The 22,551-nt window shown below is 64.4% G+C and carries 18 protein-coding genes and 1 pseudogene; 8 read left to right on the top strand and 11 right to left on the bottom strand.

Annotated features, from left to right (window positions below):
* Positions 1–69 precede the first annotated feature (69 nt).
* Positions 70–2,358 (top strand): bacteriohemerythrin, encoded by a 2,289-nt coding sequence (locus A6A05_RS08120; RefSeq protein WP_245644231.1) that lies wholly within the window; start codon positions 70–72, stop codon positions 2,356–2,358.
* A 155-nt stretch (positions 2,359–2,513) separates the two neighbouring features.
* On the opposite strand, the pseudogene A6A05_RS08115 reads toward A6A05_RS08120, so the two are convergent.
* Positions 2,514–3,849, bottom strand: a pseudogene (locus tag A6A05_RS08115) (IS701 family transposase).
* Positions 3,850–3,969: 120 nt separating this feature from the next.
* Here A6A05_RS08115 and A6A05_RS08110 point away from each other — a divergent pair.
* From A6A05_RS08110 to A6A05_RS08095, 4 genes are all read left to right on the top strand, one after another.
* The gene (locus tag A6A05_RS08110; protein ID WP_082910799.1) at positions 3,970–6,417 is read left to right on the top strand and encodes a bacteriohemerythrin; all 2,448 of its coding nucleotides are present in this window, start codon (positions 3,970–3,972) and stop codon (positions 6,415–6,417) included.
* A 170-nt stretch (positions 6,418–6,587) separates the two neighbouring features.
* Positions 6,588–6,995, top strand: a complete 408-nt coding sequence (locus tag A6A05_RS08105; protein ID WP_068499250.1) for a thioesterase family protein — start codon at positions 6,588–6,590, stop codon at positions 6,993–6,995.
* A gap of 23 nt (positions 6,996–7,018) precedes the next feature.
* Positions 7,019–9,049, top strand: a complete 2,031-nt coding sequence (locus A6A05_RS08100; RefSeq protein WP_068499248.1) for a CoA-binding protein — start codon at positions 7,019–7,021, stop codon at positions 9,047–9,049.
* 67 nt (positions 9,050–9,116) lie between these two features.
* Positions 9,117–10,418 carry a phenylacetate--CoA ligase gene (locus tag A6A05_RS08095; protein ID WP_068499246.1) on the top strand — a complete coding sequence of 434 codons (1,302 nt, stop codon included), beginning with the start codon at positions 9,117–9,119 and terminating at the stop codon, positions 10,416–10,418.
* 3 nt (positions 10,419–10,421) lie between these two features.
* Here the strand turns inward: A6A05_RS08095 and A6A05_RS08090 are convergent, their stop codons facing one another.
* From A6A05_RS08090 to A6A05_RS08080, 3 genes are all read right to left on the bottom strand, one after another.
* The gene (locus A6A05_RS08090) at positions 10,422–10,760 is read right to left on the bottom strand and encodes a type II toxin-antitoxin system PemK/MazF family toxin (protein ID WP_068499244.1); all 339 of its coding nucleotides are present in this window, start codon (positions 10,758–10,760) and stop codon (positions 10,422–10,424) included.
* Entirely contained in the window at positions 10,747–10,962 is a 216-nt protein-coding gene (locus A6A05_RS08085) for an AbrB/MazE/SpoVT family DNA-binding domain-containing protein (RefSeq protein ID WP_068499243.1), read from the bottom strand. Before A6A05_RS08085 ends, A6A05_RS08090 begins: the two co-directional genes overlap by 14 nt.
* Positions 10,963–11,066: 104 nt before the next feature.
* Positions 11,067–11,693 (bottom strand): class I SAM-dependent methyltransferase, encoded by a 627-nt coding sequence (locus A6A05_RS08080; protein WP_068499240.1) that lies wholly within the window; start codon positions 11,691–11,693, stop codon positions 11,067–11,069.
* Positions 11,694–11,836: 143 nt separating this feature from the next.
* Between A6A05_RS08080 and A6A05_RS08075 the strand changes: the two genes are divergently transcribed.
* Positions 11,837–13,219, top strand: a complete 1,383-nt coding sequence (locus A6A05_RS08075) for a class II 3-deoxy-7-phosphoheptulonate synthase (protein ID WP_068499237.1) — start codon at positions 11,837–11,839, stop codon at positions 13,217–13,219.
* A gap of 10 nt (positions 13,220–13,229) precedes the next feature.
* On the opposite strand, the gene A6A05_RS08070 is transcribed toward A6A05_RS08075, so the two are convergent.
* Positions 13,230–14,105, bottom strand: coding sequence for a tetratricopeptide repeat protein (locus tag A6A05_RS08070; protein WP_068499236.1), 876 nt, complete (start codon positions 14,103–14,105; stop codon positions 13,230–13,232).
* A 137-nt stretch (positions 14,106–14,242) separates the two neighbouring features.
* Between A6A05_RS08070 and A6A05_RS08065 the strand changes: the two genes are divergently transcribed.
* Positions 14,243–14,731 (top strand): pentapeptide repeat-containing protein, encoded by a 489-nt coding sequence (locus A6A05_RS08065; RefSeq protein WP_068499234.1) that lies wholly within the window; start codon positions 14,243–14,245, stop codon positions 14,729–14,731.
* Between the two features lie 27 nt (positions 14,732–14,758).
* Positions 14,759–15,823: a GGDEF domain-containing protein gene (locus A6A05_RS08060; protein ID WP_245644230.1), complete on the top strand. Its 1,065-nt coding sequence runs from the start codon at positions 14,759–14,761 to the stop codon at positions 15,821–15,823.
* Positions 15,824–15,966: 143 nt separating this feature from the next.
* Here the strand turns inward: A6A05_RS08060 and A6A05_RS08055 are convergent, their stop codons facing one another.
* The 6 genes from A6A05_RS08055 to A6A05_RS08035 form a co-directional block, all read right to left on the bottom strand.
* A complete protein-coding gene (locus A6A05_RS08055) occupies positions 15,967–16,815 on the bottom strand; it encodes a hypothetical protein (protein ID WP_068499233.1) in 849 nt (282 codons plus the stop codon).
* Between the two features lie 40 nt (positions 16,816–16,855).
* Positions 16,856–17,920, bottom strand: coding sequence for a BPSL0067 family protein (locus A6A05_RS08050; protein WP_068499230.1), 1,065 nt, complete (start codon positions 17,918–17,920; stop codon positions 16,856–16,858).
* Complete coding sequence (locus A6A05_RS20755) at positions 17,917–18,474, bottom strand: hypothetical protein (RefSeq protein WP_156520955.1); 558 nt, start codon at positions 18,472–18,474, stop codon at positions 17,917–17,919. Before A6A05_RS20755 ends, A6A05_RS08050 begins: the two co-directional genes overlap by 4 nt.
* Positions 18,431–20,020 carry a peptidoglycan-binding domain-containing protein gene (locus A6A05_RS20085; RefSeq protein ID WP_172822224.1) on the bottom strand — a complete coding sequence of 530 codons (1,590 nt, stop codon included), beginning with the start codon at positions 20,018–20,020 and terminating at the stop codon, positions 18,431–18,433. The genes A6A05_RS20755 and A6A05_RS20085 overlap by 44 nt, the downstream gene beginning before the upstream one ends.
* A 358-nt stretch (positions 20,021–20,378) precedes the next feature.
* The gene (locus tag A6A05_RS08040) at positions 20,379–21,608 is read right to left on the bottom strand and encodes an anion transporter (RefSeq protein WP_068499229.1); all 1,230 of its coding nucleotides are present in this window, start codon (positions 21,606–21,608) and stop codon (positions 20,379–20,381) included.
* Between the two features lie 43 nt (positions 21,609–21,651).
* Positions 21,652–22,503 carry a LamG domain-containing protein gene (locus tag A6A05_RS08035; RefSeq protein WP_068499227.1) on the bottom strand — a complete coding sequence of 284 codons (852 nt, stop codon included), beginning with the start codon at positions 22,501–22,503 and terminating at the stop codon, positions 21,652–21,654.
* Positions 22,504–22,551: the final 48 nt, after the last annotated feature.

The raw sequence follows: 22,551 nt of genomic DNA, 5'->3' as shown, positions 1-22,551 counted from the left end.
TTGATTGTTGGTGGTCTCGCGATCATTGGCGGAAGCGAAGTCGCCAGCGATTCCAAACGATACGCCTCCGTGGCCGAGAACGCCCTGCGAGTCTCGGGCATCGAACGCGACGTCGCCCACATGCGCCGAAACGTCGTGGGATTCACCTACACCGGCGCGGACAGATTCGAGGAAGCCGCCAAGAAGCTGGTTCCGTCTCTGCGGGCCGAATTGCCCAAGGCGATCGCCGCGACGTCAGATCCCGGCCGCAAGGCGAACCTTGAACGCATGCTCAAGCTGCTCGACGAATATGCGGGGGATTTCGACAAGCTGTTGGTCTTGCGTAACAAGCGCGACGAATTGGTCCATAACGTTCTCAATCCCCGCGGCGCCGAGGCGCGCAAGCAGCTGTCCTCGGTGATCGACGAGGCGTTGGCCCGGGGCGAGCACGATGTCGCCGCCTTGGTCGGCAAGACCCAGGAACAACTGGTCTTGATGCGCCTGAACGCGGTCAAGTTCCTGTCGGAACCCGACCCGGAATTGATGAAGGAAGTCGATCAGCTGGGTGAGGAAGCGTCCGCGCGCGCGAACCAGGCGATGACGGTTGCGCGAAACGCGACCCAGCGGAGCAAGATCAGCGAGGCGGCCAAGGCCGTCGTCGAGTACGAAGCCGTTTTCAAACAGACCGCCGAGGCGATTCTCGAGCGCAACAAGCTGGTCAACGTAACCATGGCCAAGGTCGCCGAGGAATTCGGGCAACTGGGCCAGGAAACCCGTGAATCCCAGATGCATTATCTCGAGACGCTGTACGAGGAAACCGTCAGCGTTCTCGCCCGCCAGAACGCCGTGTCGATGGTCGTGGTGCTGGTTGCCCTGGTGTCCGGCATCGCCGCCGCCTTCCTGATCGCCCGCTCGATCGTCAATCCGGTCAACGCCATGACCGGGGTGATGGGTCAGTTGGCCGCCAACAACCTGTCGGTCGATGTTCCTTATGCCGACCGGGGCGACGAAATCGGCGAGATGGCCAAATCGGTCGATCACTTTAAGGCGCAAATGGTCCGTGTCCGTCAGTTGGAAGCGGAGCAAGAGGAACAAAAACGCCAGGCCGAGGCCGATCGCCGCGCCGCCATGAACCACATGGCCGACGCGTTCGAATCCAGTGTCGGCAAGGTGGTGCAGACGGTGACCGGCGCGGTGACGGAATTGCAGGCCTCGGCCAGCCAGATGGCGGCGACCGCCACCGAGACCAGTCATCAGGCTACCACCGTTGCCGCTTCGGCCCAGCAGGCGTCGGCCAATGTCCAGACGGTGGCCTCGGCGACCGAGGAATTGGCGGCGTCCATCAATGAAATCTCGCATCAGGTCGAGCGGTCGCTGCAAGTGGCCGCCAAGGCCGACGAGGAAGCCAGGCACACCACCGCCATGGTGGAAAATTTGTCCACCGCCGTCGGCAAGATCGGCCAGATCGTGCAGCTGATCAACGCCATCGCCGGCCAGACCAACATGTTGGCGCTGAATGCCACCATTGAAGCGGCGCGTGCCGGCGATGCCGGCAAGGGCTTCGCGGTGGTGGCCGGCGAGGTCAAGGGCCTGGCCAGCCAGACCGCCAAGGCGACGGAAGAAATCACCGCCCACATCCAGGCGGTGCAACAAGGCACTCAGGAGGCGGTCAAGGCCATCGACAGCATTTCCAAGGTCATCCGCGAGGTCAACGAGATCTCGACCACGGTGGCCTCGGCGGTGCAGGAACAGACGGCGGCCACCGACGAAATCGCCCGCAATGTCGAGCAGGCGGCGTCGGGTACCCAGGAAGTGTCGGCCAATATCGGCTCGGTCGAACAGGCCGCCAACGATACCGGTGGTGCCGCCGAGCAGATTCGCATGTCGGCGACCGAATTGTCCGAACAGGCGGAATATCTGCGCGGCGAGGTTACCCGCTTCCTCGATCAGGTCCGCTCGGACAAGGACGAGATGAAGCTGATGGCCTGGCTGCCGGAATACGAAACCGGCATCTCGGTCATCGACAGCCACCATCGCGCCTATCTCGACCAGCTGAACTCGCTGTTCGCCGACATGATGACCGGCGACGGCGGCAAGGGAATCGTCAAATTGCTGCCGACCATGCTGGACATGATGAAATCCCACTTCGCCGAGGAAGAGGCGCAGATGACCAAGGCCGGCTATGCCAAGCTGGCGCAGCACCAGGCCAATCACCGCCGCTTCGTCGATGGGTTCACCAATGGCAAACGGGCCATCGAGGAGGGGCGTGACGGCGCCTCCACCGCCTTGTTTGACTTCCTGGCCACTTGGACCCGCGAGCATTTCGCCCACGATGACCACGACATGGCCTTGGCCCTGACCGGCAAGAAGGTCGCCTGATCACCCTTGCGAACAAAGCCCCCCGGCCCGATGGGCCGGGGGGCTTTCGTTTTCAATGCCAATCAACTGCGGGGTGGTAGCAATCTTTCGGATTAGGTTTATGGTTCTAGCACTACTTTGGCACTTTAGGCTCCGCTGCATCCGCAAGGAGCCTGTCACAGTGGGGACATCGTCGGGGTGGATGTCGCATGAAGAGGTCGAGGATCGCTTGCCTTATGGCCGGCAAGCTTGGTTGTGGCGGGGGGGCCGAGACTCTTTTTTTTCCGCCCCGCTGCCTTGAGACGGCGGGATTGAAGGAAGGCGTAGGCGATCATCGTCATCAGTGCGTGTCGGTGTAATCCCGTCCAGGATCTACCTTCAAAGTGGTCGAGCCCAAGTTCTTCCTTGAGCTGCTGATGGGCCTGTTCACAGACCCACCTGGCCTTGATCGTGGCAGCGAGCGTCTTGATGGAGGTATCGGTCGGCAGATTCGACACATAGTATTTTTGCTCCCCGGTCGACCGCCGCTCGCCGACGAGCCACACCTCATCGCCCGGCATGCACTGCATACGGTTATCGAGCATCCGGTGCTTATGGCCATCCGCAACGCGGACACGGCGGGCCGCGAAGAGACATGTCAGCCGACCTTTGGTGCCCCGCCGCCAACTGACCTTCTGCCATTTTGCTGTGGCCAGCAACGCTTCGGCAGAGACCGGGGGCTGATTGGGAATATGGTATTTGCGAGGCTTTCCAGTCTTCGCGACGGGAAAGATCAGGTCAACGTCGGCGGGGTAGACGGTCTGGCGTCGTGACAGACCCACCGCCCACATCAGACCGCGCTCGCTTAGAGCCTGACGGAATGGTCCGCTGGATCCGTACCCTGCATCGGCAAGCACACAGCCGAAACGCGCGCCGGAGGCGATGACCCGGTCGATCTCCTCGATCGCAATCTCCGGCTTTGTCAGAGCATTGTGTCTATCCTTCGGCACACCGGCCCGCGCCATGCGCTCAGGGTCATCCGTCCAGCTCTCCGGCAGGAATAGCCGCAGGCCCACCATCACCGGCACCTCGCGCGACGCCAACGTGACCGAGACCAGCGACTGACAGTTGGCAGTCTTCCCGAGCGACGAGGCATATTGAGGTGCTACGCCAACCGAGTGACGTCCCTTCTTGGGCTGTGCCGTGTCATCAATGACCAGAAACCCCGCCTCATCGCCGACCAAGCCATCCGCCTCTTTCAGCAGAACAGCCTCCAGGGGAGCACTGTCCCAAACACCCGCAGCGACGAAATGATGAAGCTGATCGTAGCCGACCTCGCCGGCGCGCGCCGCCATCGGCTGAACGCTCTTGCGGTCTCCGGGACCAATCAAGCCCGCGACATAGAGCGGGCACATCCGCGCCCGCGTCTTGTGCCGTAGCGCCGCAACAAACGGCGCAAGCCAACGGTCGAGATCGCCTTGCCAGTCCACGTCCATTGATCGGCCCTCCATAAGCCGACCTCTTATGAATCACGCAAACTTGCTCTTGGGAACCCCAAAAACCCGCCCGTAGCTAAAAATATGCCAAAGTAGTGCTAGGGCAAAGACCCGATATTTTGAGGTCATCTGGTGAATCAAGGAAGGACGTAGGCCGATGCCGAATATGAGTCTCGCTCGGAAAATCCTCATCGCCTTCCTGCTGATCGGTGTGATCCCGCTGCTGGTTGTCGGCGTGATTGCCGTACAGAAAGCCAACACCGCCTTGAACCAGCAATCGTTCGAGAAGCTGGACGCCGTTCGCTCTATCAAGAGCGGGCAGATCTCGCGCTACTTCCAGGAACGGCTGGGCGATATCGAGGTCCTGTCGCTGATCGCCGCCAATGGCGGCTACACCCAGCCGACGGCGCTGACGCCGGCGAAGGAAGCGTTCCTGGCCGATTACGTCAAGGCCTATGGCTATTACGACCTGTTCCTGATCGAACCCGGCGGGCAAGCCTTCTTCACCGTGGCCAAGGAACCCGACTATCAAACCAACTTCCTGACCGGCCCCTACGCCCAAAGCAACATGGGACAGCTGGTCCGTGAGGTGATGAAAAGCGGCAAGGCCGCGATCAGTGATTTCGCCCCCTATGCGGCCTCGAACAACGAGCCGGCGGCCTTCGTCGCCGCGCCGGTCAAGGAGGGGGGCAAGGTTGTCGGTATCGTCGCGTTGCAGCTGTCGTTGGACGCGATCAACTCGATCATGCAGGAACGCAACGGCATGGGGCAGACCGGCGAGACCTATCTGGTCGGCCAGGACAAACTGATGCGGTCGGATTCGTTCCTGGACCCGGCCGGTCACTCGGTCAAGGCTTCCTTCGCCAATCCGACCAAGGGCGCCGTCGTCACCGACGCGTCGCGCGAGGCGCTGGCCGGCCGTGCCGGGACGGCGTTGATCATCGATTACAACGGCAATCCGGTCTTGTCGTCCTATGCGCCGGTCACGGTCGGGGCGACCAGTTGGGCGGTTATCGCCGAAGTGGATGAGGCCGAGGCCTTCGCCGAGGTGCTTGCCCTTAAGCGGGCGGTGGGCTTGATCGGTTTGCTGGCCGCGGTGATTACCGTTGTCGTGGCGGTGGTGATCGCCCGGTTGATTTCCCGGCCGATCAAGTCGATGACCGGGGTGATGGGCCAGTTGGCCGCCAACAACCTGTCGGTCGAGGTTCCCTTCGCCGATCGTGGCGATGAAATCGGCGCCATGGCCAAATCGGTCGATCATTTCAAGAACCAGTTGGTCCGCGTCCGTCAGCTGGAGGCTGAGCAAGAGGAGCAAAAGCGCCAGGCCGAGGCCGATCGCCGCGCCGCCATGAACCATATGGCCGATTCGTTCGAATCCAGCGTCGGTAAAGTGGTGCAGACGGTGACCGGCGCGGTGACGGAATTGCAGGCCTCGGCCAGCCAGATGGCGGCGACCGCCACCGAGACCAGTCATCAGGCTACCACCGTTGCCGCTTCGGCCCAGCAGGCGTCGGCCAATGTCCAGACGGTGGCCTCGGCGACCGAGGAATTGGCGGCGTCCATCAATGAAATCTCGCATCAGGTCGAGCGGTCGCTGCAAGTGGCCGCCAAGGCCGACGAGGAAGCCAGGCACACCACCGCCATGGTGGAAAATTTGTCCACCGCCGTCGGCAAGATCGGCCAGATCGTGCAGCTGATCAACGCCATCGCCGGCCAGACCAACATGTTGGCGCTGAATGCCACCATTGAAGCGGCGCGTGCCGGCGATGCCGGCAAGGGCTTCGCGGTGGTGGCCGGCGAGGTCAAGGGCCTGGCCAGCCAGACCGCCAAGGCAACGGAAGAAATCACCGCCCACATCCATGCGGTGCAGCAAGGCACCCAGGAAGCGGTCAAGGCCATCGACAGCATTTCCAAGGTTATCCGCGAGGTCAACGAGATCTCGACCACGGTGGCCTCGGCGGTGCAGGAGCAGACGGCGGCCACCGACGAAATCGCCCGCAACGTCGAACAGGCGGCGTCCGGGACCCAGGAAGTGTCGGCCAATATCGGGTCGGTCGAACAGGCCGCCAACGATACCGGCGGGGCGGCAGAACAGATCCGCATGTCGGCCAGCGAGTTGTCCGAGCAGGCCGAGTACCTTCAAGGCGAGGTCAAGCGCTTCCTGGATCAGGTCCGTTCCGACAAGGAAGGCATGGCCCTGGTGGCGTGGCAGCCCGACTTCGCGACCGGCATCGCCGCCATCGACAGCCATCATCAGGCCTATCTGTCCAAGATCAACGCGCTGTATGGCGACATGATGACCGGTCAAGGCGGCAAGGGAATTGCCCGGATGTTGCCGGGGCTGCTGGAAGAGATGAAGGCCCACTTCGCCGAGGAAGAGGCGCAGATGACCAAGGCCGGCTACGGCGAACTTGGGTCGCATCAGGCCAATCACCGGCGCTTCGTCGATAGCTTGGTCCAGGCCAGGCGGGCCATCGAGGACGGCAAGGCCAATGCCACCTCCGAATTGTTCGACTTCCTGGCCAAATGGACCCGCCACCATTTCGCCAACGACGATCGGCAAATGGCCTTGGCCTTGGCCTCGGCCAGCAAACGCTCGGCGTGAGAGCCCGTTGGTCCAAGCCGCCCGGCCCGATGGACCGGGGGGCTTTTTCATGGTGGCGTCACGGGGCTTGCGTAAATCGGTATTCCGGTACTAGAATGCGATACACAATCAGGATCGGACGATATCGCCCGTGTATCAGAAGCCGATCCAGCCCCGGAGAGGAAACCACCATGATGAGCACCCTGGCCGCCGGCCTGACCCATACCTGCCGCTGGACCGTCGATGCCGCCCGCACCATCGGTTTCATGGGCGAGGAAGCCCGCGTCTACAGCACCCCGGCCCTGATCTACGACATGGAGATCACCAGCCGCGAGCTGCTGCTGGCCCATTCCGATGACGGCGAAGATTCGGTCGGCACCCGTGTCGAAGTGGATCACATGGCGCCGACCTTGCTGGGCCAATGGGTCGATCTGACCGTGACCATCGAGGAAGTGAAGGGGCCGGCGGTGACCTTCTCGTTCACCGCGCGGGACAATCTCGACAACATCGCCAAGGGCGTGCACAAGCGCTTTGTCGTCAATGTCGCCCAGACCAAGGGCCGCCTTGCCGCCAAGGCCGAGAAGCTGAAGGCACTGTAGGCGCCGCGCGAAAGGAAGCGATCATGACGAACTTTCGGGTGGCCGACGCCGTCGCGGCGATCGGGCGGGCGGCTGCGGCCGGCCGGACGGAACTGGATGCGGCCGAGATCGGCCTGCTGCTGGACGGGCTGGGCCTGGCCCAGGGTGAGGCGGGCGCAGCGGTCGATATCCGCGTCGGGCTGACCAACACCCGCGAGTTCGGCATGGTGATCAGCGCCGGCGTGGGCGGAGCCGACTTCGCCTTGGCCGACGGCCATTTCCGCAAGGACAGCGCCATCGTCCATGCCAGCACCGAACTGACCGACGGCGCCGACTTCCTGGCCCGCTTTAGCCGCACCTTCGCCTATCGGCGCCTGGCGGCGGCCAGCCGGGTTTCCCCCGATCCCGTGCTGGCCTTGCTGTTCGGCCGGCTGGTGGCGCTGGGCAACGCCCTGGCCGCCGACCAAGTGCTGGCCGAGCTGGTGCTGGACCCGGTGCGGATCGGGGATAAGCCCGCGGTCGGCGCCGCCCGCTGCCGTTTGGGCCAGCCAGCGCCCAAGCGCCTGCCCCGGCCGATCGCCAAGATCGACAAACTGATCCATCCCGGCCGCATCGGCATTATCGGGGTGTCGGCGACCGGCATGAATTTCGGCCGCATCATCTTGAAGAACCTGATGGGCAGCGGCTATCCCAAGGACCAGCTGCTGGTGATCAAGCCGGGCGAGACCGAAATCGACGGAATTGCCTGCATCGACAGCCTGGCCGCCCTGCCGGACAAGCTGGACCTTTTGATCGTCGCCGTCGCCGCCGGTGCCGTCTATGACCTGGTCGACGAGATCATCGCCACCGACATGGTTCATTCGGTGATGCTGATCCCCGGTTCCCTGGGGGAGACCCAGGCCAGCCGCGAGCCGGCCGCCGCCCTGGCGGCGAAGATCAATGCCGCCCATGGCAATCCCGGCGGCGGTCCGATCTTTCTGGGCGCCAATTGCCTGGGCGTGGTGTCCCATGCCGGCGGCTACGATTCGTGGTTCATCCCGCTCGAACGCCTGCCCAAGCCCGCCAAGAAGCCGCAACGCAATTCGGTGCTGCTCAGCCAAAGCGGTGCCTTCATGATCACCCGGCTCAGCCGCAATCCGTGGCTGGACCCGGCCACCATGCTGGCCCTGGGCAACCAGACCGACCTGACCCACGGCGACATGCTGACCTATTTCGCCGCCCGGCCCGAGCTCGAGACCATCGGCATCTATGTCGAGGGCTTCAAGGACGGCGACGGGCTGGACTTCATCCGTGCCGTGCGGGCGGCGGTGACGTCGGGCAAGCAGGTGGTGGTCTACAAGTCCGGCCGCACTGAGGCCGGGGCCAAGGGGGTGATGGGCCATACCGCCTCGGTGGCGGGCGACCCGGTGCTGTTCGAGCAGGTGGTGCGCCATGCCGGCGCCATGGTCGCCTGCGACCCCGACCTGTTCGACGATCTGTTTTATGTCGCCGGCTGCCTGCACCATAAGGACATCTGCGGCAACCGCGTCGGCGGCATTTCGGGCGCCGGCTTCGAGGCGGTCGGCATCGCCGATTCCATGGTCACCGAGACCGCCAGCCTGCAGGCCGGCCAGTTGGCCCCGGCCACCATGGCCCAGGTCCAGGACATCCTGGTGACCAAGAAGCTGGACGCCCTGGTCGAGATCAGGAACCCCATCGACATCAATCCCGGCGCCGACGACGAGGCCCACCTGGCCATCGCCGAGGCCTTCCTGGCCGATGACGGCATCGATGCGGTGGTGCTGGGCATGGACCCGACGGCGCCGTCGGTGATGGCGCTGGAAGACAGCAAGTTGCGGCCCGGCATCGACATCAACAATCCCAAAAGCAGCGTCGCTTTGATGCCGGCGGTGGTGGCCAGGAACGCCAAGCCGCTGATCGGCATCATCGATGGCGGACCGCTTTACGATGCCATGGCCGGCCGGCTGATGGACCAGGGCGTGTGCATCTTCCGCAATTGCTCGAGGGGCACCCGGGCCCTGGCCCTCTATGTCGAGGCCCGCTTCGCGGCGGATGCCATCAAGGCTCGGGATTAGGGCTTTTGAACAATCGGGGGATCGGGCTATTGTCCGGTCCCCCGTTTCCTGTCAGGCCACCGGACCGATGACCGATTCCTTCATGTTCGCGCCCGAGATCGAGCGCCTGGACCGCCCCAGCCTTCGCGCCCTGCAACTGGATCGCCTGAAGGTCACCCTGGCCCGCGCCTATGCCAACGTGCCCCATTACCGCCGGGCCTTCGCCATGGCCGGGGTGACGCCCGACGATCTGACCAGCCTGGCCGATCTGCGCCGCTTCCCGTTCACCGTCAAGACCGACCTGCGCGACAATTATCCGTTCGGCCTGTTCGCCGTCCCGCGTGAGCAATTGGTGCGCCTGCATGCCAGCTCGGGCACCACCGGCAAGCCCACCGTGGTCGGCTATACCAAGGCCGACATCGCCACCTGGTCGGGCCTGATGGCCCGCTCGCTGGCCGCCGCCGGGGTCCGTCCGGGCGACATGGTCCACAATTCCTATGGCTATGGGCTGTTCACCGGCGGCCTGGGCTTCCATTACGGCGTCGAGGCGCTGGGCGCCACCGTCACCCCGATGTCGGGCGGCCAGACCGAGCGCCAGATCGCGCTGATCCAGGATTTCGGCGCCACCGTGCTGGCGGCGACGCCGTCCTATGCGCTGAACCTGGTGGAAATGGCCGAGCAGATGGGCATCGACCTGGCGAACGGCCCCTTGCGGGTCGGCGTGTTCGGCGCCGAGCCGTGGAGCGAGACCATGCGGGCCGAGCTGGATCGGCGCCTTGGCATCAAGGCCGCCGACATGTACGGCCTGTCCGAGATCATGGGGCCGGGGGTGGCGATCGAATGCTCGGCCCGCGTCGGCCTGCACGGCTGGGAGGATGCCTTCCTGTTCGAGGTGGTCGATCCCGACACGCTGGAGCCGGTGCCGATGGGCGAGGCGGGCGAGCTGGTCATTACCACGCTGGCCAAGGAAGGCCTGCCGATGATCCGCTACCGCACCCGCGACATCACCCGGCTGACCGACGAGCCCTGTTCGTGCGGGCGCAGCCATGTCCGTATCCTGCGGGTGACGGGCAGGAACGACGACATGCTGATCATCCGCGGCGTCAACGTCTATCCCAGCCAGATCGAATCGGTGCTGGTCGGTTTCCCCGGCATCGCGCCGCATTACCAGTTGGTGGTGTCGCGCCAGGGCTCGATGGACCATCTGACCGTCGAGGCCGAGGCGGTCGAGAACGCGACGGAAGAGGCCCGCCACCTGCTGGCCCACCAGGTCCGTCACCACATCAAGTCGATGATCGGCGTCTCGTGCGAGGTGCTGGTGCGCCTGCCGGGCGAATTGCCGCGCAGTCAGGGCAAGGCGGTGCGGGTGAGGGATTTGCGCAAGGGGTAGGGGTCAAAGCGCCAATTCGGCCGTTACCATTTGACGGACCCGCATTTGCGATTCGCTTTCCAGACGGCCGATCCGTTCGGCGTCCTTGGCTTCGATCACGGCGATCTTGGCGGTGCGGACCACCGATGGGGCCGGCAGGCCGGCGCCGAGAAGGTCGATGATTTCCACATCCCCTGGCCAGCTCCGGTTTTCAGCACTGGTGATCATCAAGACCCATAGCAAACCGTGGCAGCGTTGAATGTCGTTGGCGGCGACGACCAAGGCCGGACGACGCTGCCGAACCGGCCGATCGGTGTAGGGAAACGGAACTTTGACGATGTCCCAGGCGTTAAAGGCCGGCATAGGCGCGCCGGTCCGCTTCCGACGACCATTCACCGAAGGTGGCGAACGGGTCCTCGTTGGGGGGCGATGGCGCCCGCGTCAGAACAACCCGGCCATCCTCGATCACATAGACGAGTTCGTCACCTTCCTTCAGGTGCAGCGCGGCCCGCACCGCTTGCGGGATGGTAGTCTGCGCCTTGCTGGTCAGTTTGCTGGTGATCATGGTTGGTCCATGGTGGTAAGGAACTTCCTTTCCAGGGAGGGTACGCGTTCACCGGATCGATATCAAGGCCAAGTCGTTTCCGGCCGCACCGGCATCGCTTCCGCTCACACCCGCCGGAACACCCCCCAGGTGAAGGATTGGGTCTTGCCGGAGGGCGTGACGTGGTCCTCGCGGCGGGTTTCGATCAGCTCGAAATCCGCTCCCAGCACGCGGGCCAGGGATTCGATGTCGTGGCGGGCCACGGGCAAGCCGCTGCATTTTTCCGGCCCGTCGGGGGCGAAGGTGGCCAGGATCACCGTGCCGCCGGGCACCAAAGCGGTCATCAGGATGCGACGATAGGCCTTCTGGTCCTCGGGCCGGGTCAGGAAGTGGAACACCGCCCGGTCGTGCCACAGCTCGAACAGGCCGGGCACCGGCCGCCATTCCAGGATGTCGGCCTCGATCCAGGTGACGTCGTCGCCGGCCGGCCCCAATCGTTCCGCCGCCTGATCCAGCGCCGCCTGGGAAATGTCCAGCACCGCCACATGGTGCCAGCCGCGCTCGATCAGCCGATCGACCAGCAGCGAGGCGCCGCCGCCGATATCGATGATGCCGGCATCCTTGCGTAAGGCCTGGCGCTCGATCAGCTCCATGGACAGGGTCGGCTCGGGCTGGAACCAGCTGACCTCGTCGGCCTGCTTGGTGGACCACACCTTCTGCCAGTGATCCTTGCGTTCCTCGTCGATGGTCATCGCGGCCCCACTTTCCATGCTGATTGTATTGTGATATCGCCGGCTTGCGTCGTCACGCTGGAAATCGGGCTTGCGCCGTCGTATATCAACTGCCTTCGCCTCTCGCGATTGCGAGATGGCACTGGCTGATTTTCGAGGATGACATGGCGGACGTGTGGACTCCCGACACCTGGCGGAGCAAGACCTTGCACCAGGTTCCGACCTATCCGGACCAGGCCAAGCTGGCCCAGACCGAAGAGGCGCTGGCCACCTTTCCGCCGCTGGTGTTCGCCGGTGAGGCCCGGCGCCTGAAGGCGTCGTTGGCCAATGTCGCCGACGGCAAGGCCTTCCTGCTGCAAGGCGGCGATTGCGCCGAAAGCTTCGCCGAATTCCGCGCCAACAACATCCGCGACACCTTCCGCGTCATGCTGCAGATGGCGGTGGTGCTGACCTATGGCGCCGCCATGCCGGTGGTCAAGGTCGGCCGCATGGCCGGCCAGTTCGCCAAGCCGCGCTCGGCCGACAACGAAACCATCGACGGCGTGACCCTGCCCAGCTATCGCGGCGACATCATCAACGGCATCGAGTTCACCCCCGAGGCCCGCATCCCCGATCCCGACCGCATGGTCCGCGCCTACAACCAGTCGGCCGCCACGCTGAACCTGTTGCGGGCCTTCGCCCAGGGCGGCTATGCCGACCTGCACAAGGTGCATCAGTGGACGCTGGGCTGCGTCGCCGGCAGCCTGCAGGGCAAGCTGTACGAGGAAATGGCCAACCGCCTGTCCGAGACGCTGGCCTTCATGGGCGCCTGCGGCATGACCAGCGAGACCACTCCCCAGATTCGCGAGACCGAGTTCTTCACCAGCCACGAGGCGCTGCTGCTGCCCTACGAGCAGGCGCTGACCCGCATCGATTCGACTTCGGGCGACTGGTACGATTGTTCGGCCCACATGCTGTGGATCGGCGAGCGCACCCGCCAGCTGGATGCTGGCCATGTCGAATTCCTCAGGGGCGTCAAGAATCCCATCGGCTTCAAGGCCGGCCCCGGCATGTCGGGCGACGACCTGCTGCGCCTGATCGATACCTTGAACCCCGCCAACGAGCCCGGCCGCATCACCGTCATCACCCGCATGGGCGCCGAGAAGATCGAGGAAAAGCTGCCGGCCCTGGTCCGCCACGTCACCCGCGAGGGCCGTTCGGTGGTGTGGTCGTGCGACCCGATGCACGCCAATACCGTCAAGGCCAGCACCGGCTACAAGACCCGCGAGTTCGACCGCATCCTGGCCGAGGTCCGCGCCTTCTTCGCCGTGCACAAGGCGGAAGGCACCCATGCCGGCGGCGTCCATTTCGAGATGACCGGCCAGGACGTCACCGAATGCGTCGGCGGCAGCAAGGCGGTGACCGAGGCCCGGCTGGGCGATCGCTACCACACCCATTGCGACCCGCGCCTGAACGCCAACCAGGCCCTTGAGCTGGCCTTCCTGATCGCCGACCAGCTGAAGGCCGAGCGCCTGAGCGACCAGGCGGTGAAAGTGGCGGCGCGCTAAGCGGCAGGGATCAGATCAGCGCTTCCACCTCGGCCGCCTTGGTTTCGTCGCCCAGGCGGCGAAACAAGGTGGCGGCGTGGATCAGGTGGCGCCGGGCCGGTGCCGACTGGGTCGGCGCGATCAGCCGGGCATATTCCACCAGGGTTTCGGCCTCGGTCCGCAGGGCGCCGATGGCGGCGTAAAGGTGACGGGAGGCGTTCAGCGCCTCCTTGGCGCCATCCAGGTCGCCCATGTCGGTGGCGACATGGCCGACGCCGCGCAGGGCCGCCGCCTCACCCAGGGCGTCGCCGGCCTCGCGGTAAAGCTCGACCGCTTCGCTGAAGGATTGGCGCGCCAGGTCGGCATGACCCAGGCGGCGCTGCAAGGCCGCCACCGCCCGCAATCCGTTGGCCTGGCCCAAGGTGTCGTGGGCCTGACGGTACAGGGTCAGGGCGCTTGTGTAATGATCCAGGGCGCGATCATGGCGGCCCAGGTCTCGTTCAAGGTGCCCCAGCCGCTTGGCGACATGGGCCTGGCCCGACTTGTCGCAGGCCGCGTCGAACATCTCGCCGGCCGATTGATAGAATTGCCGGGCTTCGGCCTCGTGGCCCTCGCGCCAGGCCAGCGCGCCCAGGCGGACCAGGGCACCGGCCTGGCCGCGTCCATCGCCTGCCGCCGACAGCACCGCGCGGGCCTCGGCATAGGTCTCTCGGGCGTGGGAATGCATGCCGGTCTCGGCTTCGAGATCGCCCAATTGCAGCAAAGCCTGTCCCTCGCAGGAATGGTCGCCCTCTTCGTGGGCCTGCAGGCGGGCGCGGCGGAAGGCTTCGGCGGCTCGCTGCGCCTCGCCGGCCAGCCACAGCCGTTCGGCGTCGTCCAGCGTCAGTTCCGCCTTGCTCTTGCCCATGATTCGCTCCGCGTTTGATGGGGGGATCGGTCGACAATGGTAAGCCGATGGCGGGCCGGGGTAAACTGTTGCCGATGTCTCCGGTTCAACCAAAATTACGCTTGGACACCGGCAGCGGGGAGGGGTAAATCTTGGATATGCGTTTCGGCATTTTCATGCTGGTGTTTCTTGCCCCCATGGCGGCGTTGGCGGCCGACTGCACGGCGCCCGCCGACGCGCGGGTCGATTGGCAGCGCTGCTTCATGGATGGGCGTGATTTGGCCAAGGAAAAGCTGGCGGGTTCTCGACTGCGCGAGACCAGTTTCCAGCGCGCCAACCTGGATGGCGCCGATCTTTCCCAGGTCGATGCCTACCGCGCTCGCTTCACCAGCGCCGAGATGCGCGCCGCGCGGCTTGACGGCGGCGTCTTCATCGAGGCCGACTTCACCAAGACCGACCTTGAAGGCGCGTCGCTGGTGGATGCCGACCTGCGGCGGACGCGGTTCTTCCGCGCCTCGCTGAAGGGGGCGAATTTGACCGGGGCCAAGCTGGCCGGGGCCGACTTCCTGCATGCCGATCTGTCGGGTGCGCGGTGGGTCGATGGGATCAAGATCTGCGCCGAGGGGTCGCTCGGCCAATGTCACTGAAGCCATGTCACTGAGATCGAGGCAGGTGTGTTCAAGTTCTCCGATCCGATCGAAGTCGCCGCTCATTGTGCCCGGGCCGCCCTGGGCATGATGGATCGGCACGGTGTGCCGGCGCATCCCAACAATTTCATCATCTGGTACGCCTTCGTGGCCGACCGCGACCCCGAATTGACCAAGGCGATCAACGGGGTGCTGCGGGCCGGGCAGAAATTCTCGGACGATGTCTGCGCCGATCTCTATGAACGCTTCTTCGGCACCAGCCAGCACGAGGCGGAATTGCGCGCCGTCGGCCAGCGCATCGAGAACGCCGTCGCCCAGGTGCTGGCCTATCTGTCCACCGCCAACCAGGGGGCGGCGCAATATGGCGAGGCGCTGGTCAGCTTCTCGGGCGAATTGAATCGCGATCCCGCCCCTAACGATCTGGGCGACCTGATCCGCGGCATCCTGGACGAGACCAAGTCGATGATCGAGGTCAACCGCCAGCTCGAGGAACGGCTGGAAAACTCGTCGGGCGAGATCGCCCGCCTGCGCGAGGATCTGGACCAGTTGAAGCGCGAGGCCACCACCGACGCCCTGACCGGCCTGGCCAACCGCAAGCTGTTCGACGTCGCCCTGCGCGAAGCGGCGCTGGAGGGCGAGGAGGATCGTTCGTTCCTGTCGCTCTTGATGATCGACATCGATTTCTTCAAGCAATTCAACGACAGCCACGGCCACATGCTGGGCGATCAGGTGCTGAAGCTGGTGGCCCGCACCATCCAGGACAGCGTCAAGGGCAAGGACACCGCCGCCCGTTATGGCGGCGAGGAATTCGCGGTGATCCTGCCGGGCACCCGCCTGATTGAGGCGATCGCCGTGGCCGACACCATCCGCCGCAACGTCGCCAGCCGCAAGGTGCTGAACCGGCGCACCAATCAGGTGCTGGGCCAGGTGACCTTGTCGATCGGCGTGGCCGAATACGAATTCGGCGAAAGCCTGGGCGCCTTTGTCCACCGCGCCGACGAGGCGCTTTACATGGCCAAGCGCGAGGGGCGCAACCGGGTGATCAGCCAGACCGAGCTGCGCGGCACCCAGGCGCTGGATTTCGAGCCCTGATCGCCACCTGCGAACGAGCAAGGGGGGGATTACGCTACGTGCGGTCGATGACGCTATAAACCTCGAGCATGCAGTGGGGTGGCGTCGGGCTGTCTTCGATTTGGGAGCGGCCGCGTTTTATCCACGGGGGCAAGCCGTGAGGGCTAACGCAGAACGAAAAGGCGTAGTGAGGCAGCTTCGGTCGTCGAATTCCGCCTGAATTCAACGGCGAACCGCTTGTCGGCAGACATCCAGCGCTTCTCACCCTCATCAAACTCTCCGCTCCAGTTGAAGCCGAACCGGCGTACCGCCAGCTGCCGCAGAACCGCGACCTCGTCACTCCCGGCGACGGTGATGGCTACCATCCGGACGCGTTGGGATTGCGGGTCGAGGGTGATGGCGACCTGACGGCCTTCCCGGGAAAAAGTGATTTGGCCCTCGCTTGTTTCTGAAGCTTGTCCAGCGGCAAGGCTCGAAGCCTCCTCTCGGCCAAATCCAAGGGCGATCCCCTCCAAGCGGGTCTTTCCATCGAGTGGCTCGGGGAAAAGCATTTCCGGATGTGCTGGTGCGTGGTCCCGCAGAACGGTGAAGCCGATCTCCCAACCCGACCCGACCCGGCGCCGCCCGTATTGGACGACGGGGATGGGCACCACGACCGTCAGGTGCTCGCGCACGCCCTTGTGACCTTCGCGTGCACCGTATTGACAATCGAGGTAAAACCCTCGGCTCTCCCGCTCGAAATCCTTTCGCGTCCAGTCGGGCCGGGAATAGTTCTGTCCGTTGATCGGGTGGGGTGTGGCAAAAGAAAGCGGCGTCTTGCCGTCCTTTGGCCAGAACGCCGGGCAGGCCAACCAGGCGAGGGATTGGGCGGGAGGACAATGCCTGTCGTCCTCCCCCCGATAGGCCGGACACGCCTCGGAAATCTTCATCTCAGCCGCTGCAGTCGGGGCGACGTTTCCTCCTAGGAGGAGCGCGGCGGAAAGGAGCGCAACTGCGGTCAGAGATTTCTTCATCTGTACGCCTATGCTCTCAGAGGTCGTGCTCCTACAGATATCACTTCCTGCGCTCTATCACACGGTATTCGTCAATCTCGTCCGGAGTTAACGTCCGTTCGCGGACCGGCTGCGCAGCCCTTGGCCCTCGGTTCCCGTGAGCCGGCCGCGCCGCCCACTGCTCCGCAATTTTCACGGAGACGACCTTTCCAGAAGTATCCCGCTCAACCTCGGTGATTACGATGGCGTGGTTACCGGCCGAGTTGCTGGGATAATTCCCGTCCTTATCGAACCCCTTGCCCAAGGCGTCGCCCGGCTCGATGCCCCCGTTATCCTTCACAGGAGCTCCAGCCTTCCAATCCTTGGTGCTGCCCAGGTCGGAGCGGAAGGTCTTTAACAAGGCTACGCACTCCTGACTCCCTTTGTCTGCGCCAGAGGAGATGTGCTTATTGCCGCTTTGGGCGTCGCGAACCTGTTGGTGCATCTTCGGGACATCCATCACCCTTGCGTCGGCACCATTGCCTGGGGAGGGCTTCTGCTTGTCGGGCGCGCTTGTCGTCGGTTCCAATGTCGTAGGAGCCGGCGTCGGTTCCGGTGTCGGAACCGGGGTGGTGGTTTCCGGCGGGTTGGTGACCGGCGTAGGCGCCTGAGTGGTCGGGGGCGTCGGCGGTTCCGGCGCGTCCTCCGCCATTGCCAGCCCGGCCTTCTGCATCTGGGTGGCGAATTTCATCGCCGCCATCGGGTCCTTGTCGCGCATGCTTTCGTGCACTGCGGCCAGATACGGCATGGTGGCGCTGTTGTCTGTGCTGAAGTGCTTCACCGCATCGGCATAGTCGCCCTTGCCCAGCAGCACCTCGGCCATGTTGCCGGCCGCCCAGCGGTCGGCGCCCTGGGCGCTGCCGAACGGGGTTTTGGGGGCCTTGGCCAGTTTTTCGTCGTCGGTCGGCTCGCGGTATCCTTCGCCCAGCGGCGCGACACGGAACGGCACGTCCTCGCCGTGATCGTCCTTCAACAGGGTGCGCAAGCCTTCCGCCTTGTCCGGATCGATCTTGTGGAAGCGGCCCAGCAGGTCGGCGACGTCGGGACGTAAATTGTCGGTGCCCGAGGTCCCGACTCTATTTGTCAATGAAAGTTAAAATTTGTTCCGATCTTAATGCAATCGACGCCATCAACGACCCACATTCCCGCCAAAAGAACCATTCTGTAACGGCCTGTTGGTGTACTATTGCCGCCCCATGCTACCAAGATAGTAGCCTGACTTGCAGAAGTTGTCTCCGTGCTGAAGAAATAGCCAAGCTCAGAATCTGACTGGGCACAATTCAGGGCGCTTGCATTATACCCGCATATCTCTCCTCTGATGTATTTTCCGCCGCACTCTGAATTAAGTAAACGCCTCTCAACGATTCTAGCGCTATTAAGGTATGCATCAGTGAAATAACGCCGAAACTCACGATATTTTTTTGCTGCACCGTTACTGTCAAGAATAAATCTGTTGATTCTGAGGTCATTGTCTGCAGCGACAAGAATGAAGTCGAGTGCCTTTTCGACGGCGTTCTCGGCGGGATGATAGGACGCATGGGGAACTGTCTCCTGTCCTGCAGGGGAGGCTTTCGCCCCCCCTGCATGAAAAAGGATGCTAAGAACCCCGGCGATAAACGCGAAACGGTGGCCGATGGTCACGATATCCTTGCCCTCCCCACATGTCTCTCTGCTTCGCATCAGAGATCCAAGACTTTCCATCATACATGGCAATGTGGCCGTGTTGATTTCCACCGGCATAGGGCTGAATTACGACGACATCACCTTTCCGTGGATAATAATCTTTTTGTTCGATCGGAGTAAACCCGCCCCCTTGCAGGGCAGGCCCCATATCCTTTGCGGATTCAACCCCAGTTCCAATGTCCGCGCCACCAGCCTTTAATGCCTTCTTCACTGCCCTAGCACAATTGCCTCCAGGCGAAGGTCTCGCCTCGGTCTGCAAGGTTTCGACGCTTTTATCTGCATCGAATGTCGGTAGTGACTTCTGCTTTGTTTGTTCCGGTGCCGATGTCGTCACCGGCGGATCACTCTCTTCGGCTGGTGCGATTTCAGGCTTCCGGGTTGGCTCAGGTGTTGGAGCGGGCGTCATGGTCGGAGGTTCGGGGGGAGGCGGAGGAGTAGGCTCCGGTGTCGGTGCCGGCGTGGTCTGTGGCGGCTGGGTGGCCAGCGTCGGCTCAGGCGTCGGCGTCGGGGTCGGTTGTTCCGGCGCGTCCTCCGCCATCGCCAGCCCGGCCTTCTGCATCTGGGTGGCGAATTTCATCGCCGCCATCGGGTCCTTGTCGCGCATGCTTTCGTGCACTGCGGCCAGATACGGCATGGTGGCGCTGTTGTCTGTGCTGAAGTGCTTCACCGCATCGGCATAGTCGCCCTTGCCCAGCAGCACCTCGGCCATGTTGCCGGCCGCCCAGCGGTCGGCGCCCTGGGCGCTGCCGAACGGGGTTTTGGGGGCCTTGGCCAGTTTTTCGTCGTCGGTCGGCTCGCGGTATCCTTCGCCCAGCGGCGCGACACGGAACGGCACGTCCTCGCCGTGATCGTCCTTCAACAGGGTGCGCAAGCCTTCCGCCTTGTCCGGATCGATCTGGTGGAAGCGGCCCAGCAGGTCGGCGACGTCGGCGCGGCCCTGGTCGCCATATTCGGCGATGGCACCCTTCAGCATGCGCGCGGTCTGGCCGGGGTCGGAATCACGGGGCAATTGCGCCGCCCAACTGTCATGGTCCTTGGCGCCCATCTCGGAAATGGTGTGGCCGGGGAATGGATCGGCGTCAAGAGCGGTCGCGTCGTAGGGTGGATCAAGGCGGGGTTCGGGCCACTTGATCTTGGGAACGGGAACGCGGATCGGTGGCAGGTTGGGATTCCAGCCGGGAATTTCCATGATTTCGGTGTCGGGATCGTTCGGACCTGATTTCGGCTCGCGGGTGATTTCCTGACGGAAATCGAGCGTGCCGGCCGTTGACGCCTCGCCGGCTCCGACCAGGCGCTCGCCCAGGGCGCCGATGGTCGGGCCGTTCGGCTTCAGCAGGCCATCGACTTGCAGGCCGTTCTCTTTCTGGAAGCCCTTGATGGCGCCGTCCAGGCTGTCGCTGTGATAACCGCCGGGGCCGTCCTCGGTCAGCGGCTGGTAATGGCCGGTGCGATTCAGGAAGGTCTCGACCTTGGCGACGTCGGGACGGAAATTGTCGGCGCCCAAGGTCCCGACGCTGCCCTTCAATTCGAACGGCTTGGGGCCGAATAGCGTGGTCGCGTCGGTGCCTTGCCGCCAGGCGGCCTGGAAGGCGGGAAAACGTTGATCATCGTCCTCGGCCGCAGGGCGGCGGCCCGGACCGGAAAACAGGGACTGGAACTCGAACATCTCAATGATCCTTTCATGCGCACGGCGACGCGCCGCTTGCAGGCAAGCGGGCGGCGGACTGGCGTGACGGGAGGGGGAAACGCAAAGCGCCCGGACCGAGGGTTCGATCCGGGCGCACGAAGAGCGGTGACGCAATCGCTTATAACGCCGTCGGCATGGCGCCGTCAATCACGTTTTGTTCTCATTGGTCGGCGGGTTACCAAACCATCCATTGGCCGGCCCACAGCCAGGCGACGGCCACCGCCATGGTGGCCAGCGTCATGGGGATGCCGGCGCGGGCGAAATCCAGGAAGGACAGTTTGACCCCCGAGGCGGCGGCTCGTTCGGCGACGATGATGTTGGCCAGGCTGCCGACCAGCAGCAGGTTACCGGCCAATGTCGATAGCAGGGCCATGCCGTAAAGCGGGCCGACATCATCGACTGGCCACAAGGACAAGAGCAGCATGGTCGCCGGCACGTTGCCGATGGTGTTGCTGGCCGCCAGCATCATCGGGGCCATCGTGCTCAGGCGGTCGGGCAGCCAGCCGGCTTCCGCCAGCAATTCGATGCCGGTCGAGGCCATGCCGGTCGAGGAAAAGGCGTCGGTGACCACGAACAGGCAGGCGAACAGCAGCAACAGGTGCCAATCGACGGCGCCGATCATGTCGCGGCTGGCCAGGCGGCGGCTGAGCAGCAGCAGGCCGGCGACCAGCAGCGCGCCCACCTCGCGCGGCAGGTCGGTGGCGAACAGCGCCAGCAGGAAGACGATGGCGGCGACGCCCTTGCCGTATTGCCACGGATCGGGACGCGGCACCGGAACCGCCGCCGGCGGCTGTGGCTCGGCGGTCAACGCGCCCTTCCACAGCCACAGGATCATGCGATGCACGACGATCAGGCTGACCAGGGCCGGTACCGCGCAGGCGACCATGAAATGCCAGAAATCCAGCCCGCCGACCTGGCCGATCAGGATGTTTTGCGGGTTGCCGATCACCGTCATCGCCGATCCGGCATTGGCGCCGCCGGCCAGGCCCAGCAGGAAGGGGCGGGGGTCCAGGCCACGCTGGCGCACGCCCTCGGCCAGGATCGGGGTCATGGCGAACACCACGATGTCGTTGGCCAGGATCGCCGACAACAGGCCCGACACCAGGATGGTGACCAGCAGGATGCGGCTGCTGGAACCGGTGGCGGCGGCGACCCGGGCGGCGGCCATGCGGTAAAGGCCGGCCTCCTGGAACTGGGCCGAGACGATCATCAGGGCGAACAGCAGCAGAAGCGTCGGTATGTCGATCGCCGCGCCGGCCTGGTCCACATCCATGGCGCCGCTGACCAGCAATCCGACGGCGGCCAGCAAGGCGATGCCGGTGCGGTCGAGCTTCAGGCCCGGAACACGGCCCAGGGCCATGCCGACATAGGTGAAGACGAACAGGCCGACCGTGACGGTGTCCATGGGGGCACAGACTAACCGGACCGGACGGCCCTGTCATGGCCTGTTACGGACAGGTGGCGTGCTGATTGGCCTGGGCGAAGCCAGCGCACCACGGCACGCGGGCCGGCGTGCATTCGGCCCATTGGGCCGGCGGCCATTCGGCATGGCGCGCGCAGACCTGGCAGGGAGTCTGGCCCGAGCCGCCGCATCCCTGGCTGATGCCGACCTGCGGCCGGGTGGTGCGGCCGACGCCCTGGCTGAACAGACTGATTTCGTCGGGGCTTAACGAGCGGCGATAGATCACCACGTCGGCGATTTCGCCGCGGAAGGTCGATTTGATCCCCGGTCCGCCGCCCAGTCCGTAACGTCCGCTGAACGGCGCCGGCACCATCGATCCCGTCGGCAATTGCCGCTCGAAGGTCCTCCAGCCATTGACCCACAGGATCAGGGTGCGGCTGGCGGCGTCGTGGGTCAGGGCGAAATGCGCCCAGCGATTCCATTGCGGCGTGATGTCGGTGGTCAGCAATTGGGGCGTGGTGCCGTCGCCCAGGTCATAGGCCAGGGCGCCGCGGCGACCGACCAGCCCCAGCCGGCCGATGATCGGAGTGAAATCGGTTCCGGCGCTGTCGTATTTGATCCAGGCCGAAATGGCGAAATCGGCGAAATCGGCGGTGTCGCTGGGGGGGATCTCGATCCAGCCGCCGTCGAAGCGGGTGGCGCCGGTGAACGGCCCGGCCGAGGGCTCGATCGTTACCGCGCCTCGGCCGGTGCCGTGCAATTCCCGGGGCGAGGCGTCGAAGCTGTCGCTGGTCAGCGGCCAATAGGCCCACAGATCGTCGGCCAAGCGATGGGCCCACGCCCCGCTCCCCGTCGCCGCGAACAGCGAGACGGCCAGCAACCATACGACGAACCTCATGTCGATCCCTCATCCCCAAAGGACCGAACCCCGCGGGCAGGAGTAACA

Origin of the sequence: Magnetospirillum moscoviense, from assembly GCF_001650635.1 — a bacterium.
Lineage (GTDB): Bacteria > Pseudomonadota > Alphaproteobacteria > Rhodospirillales > Magnetospirillaceae > Magnetospirillum > Magnetospirillum moscoviense.
Note: the sequence above shows the minus strand (reverse complement) of the source record. Positions and strands in the feature narration are given on the sequence as shown.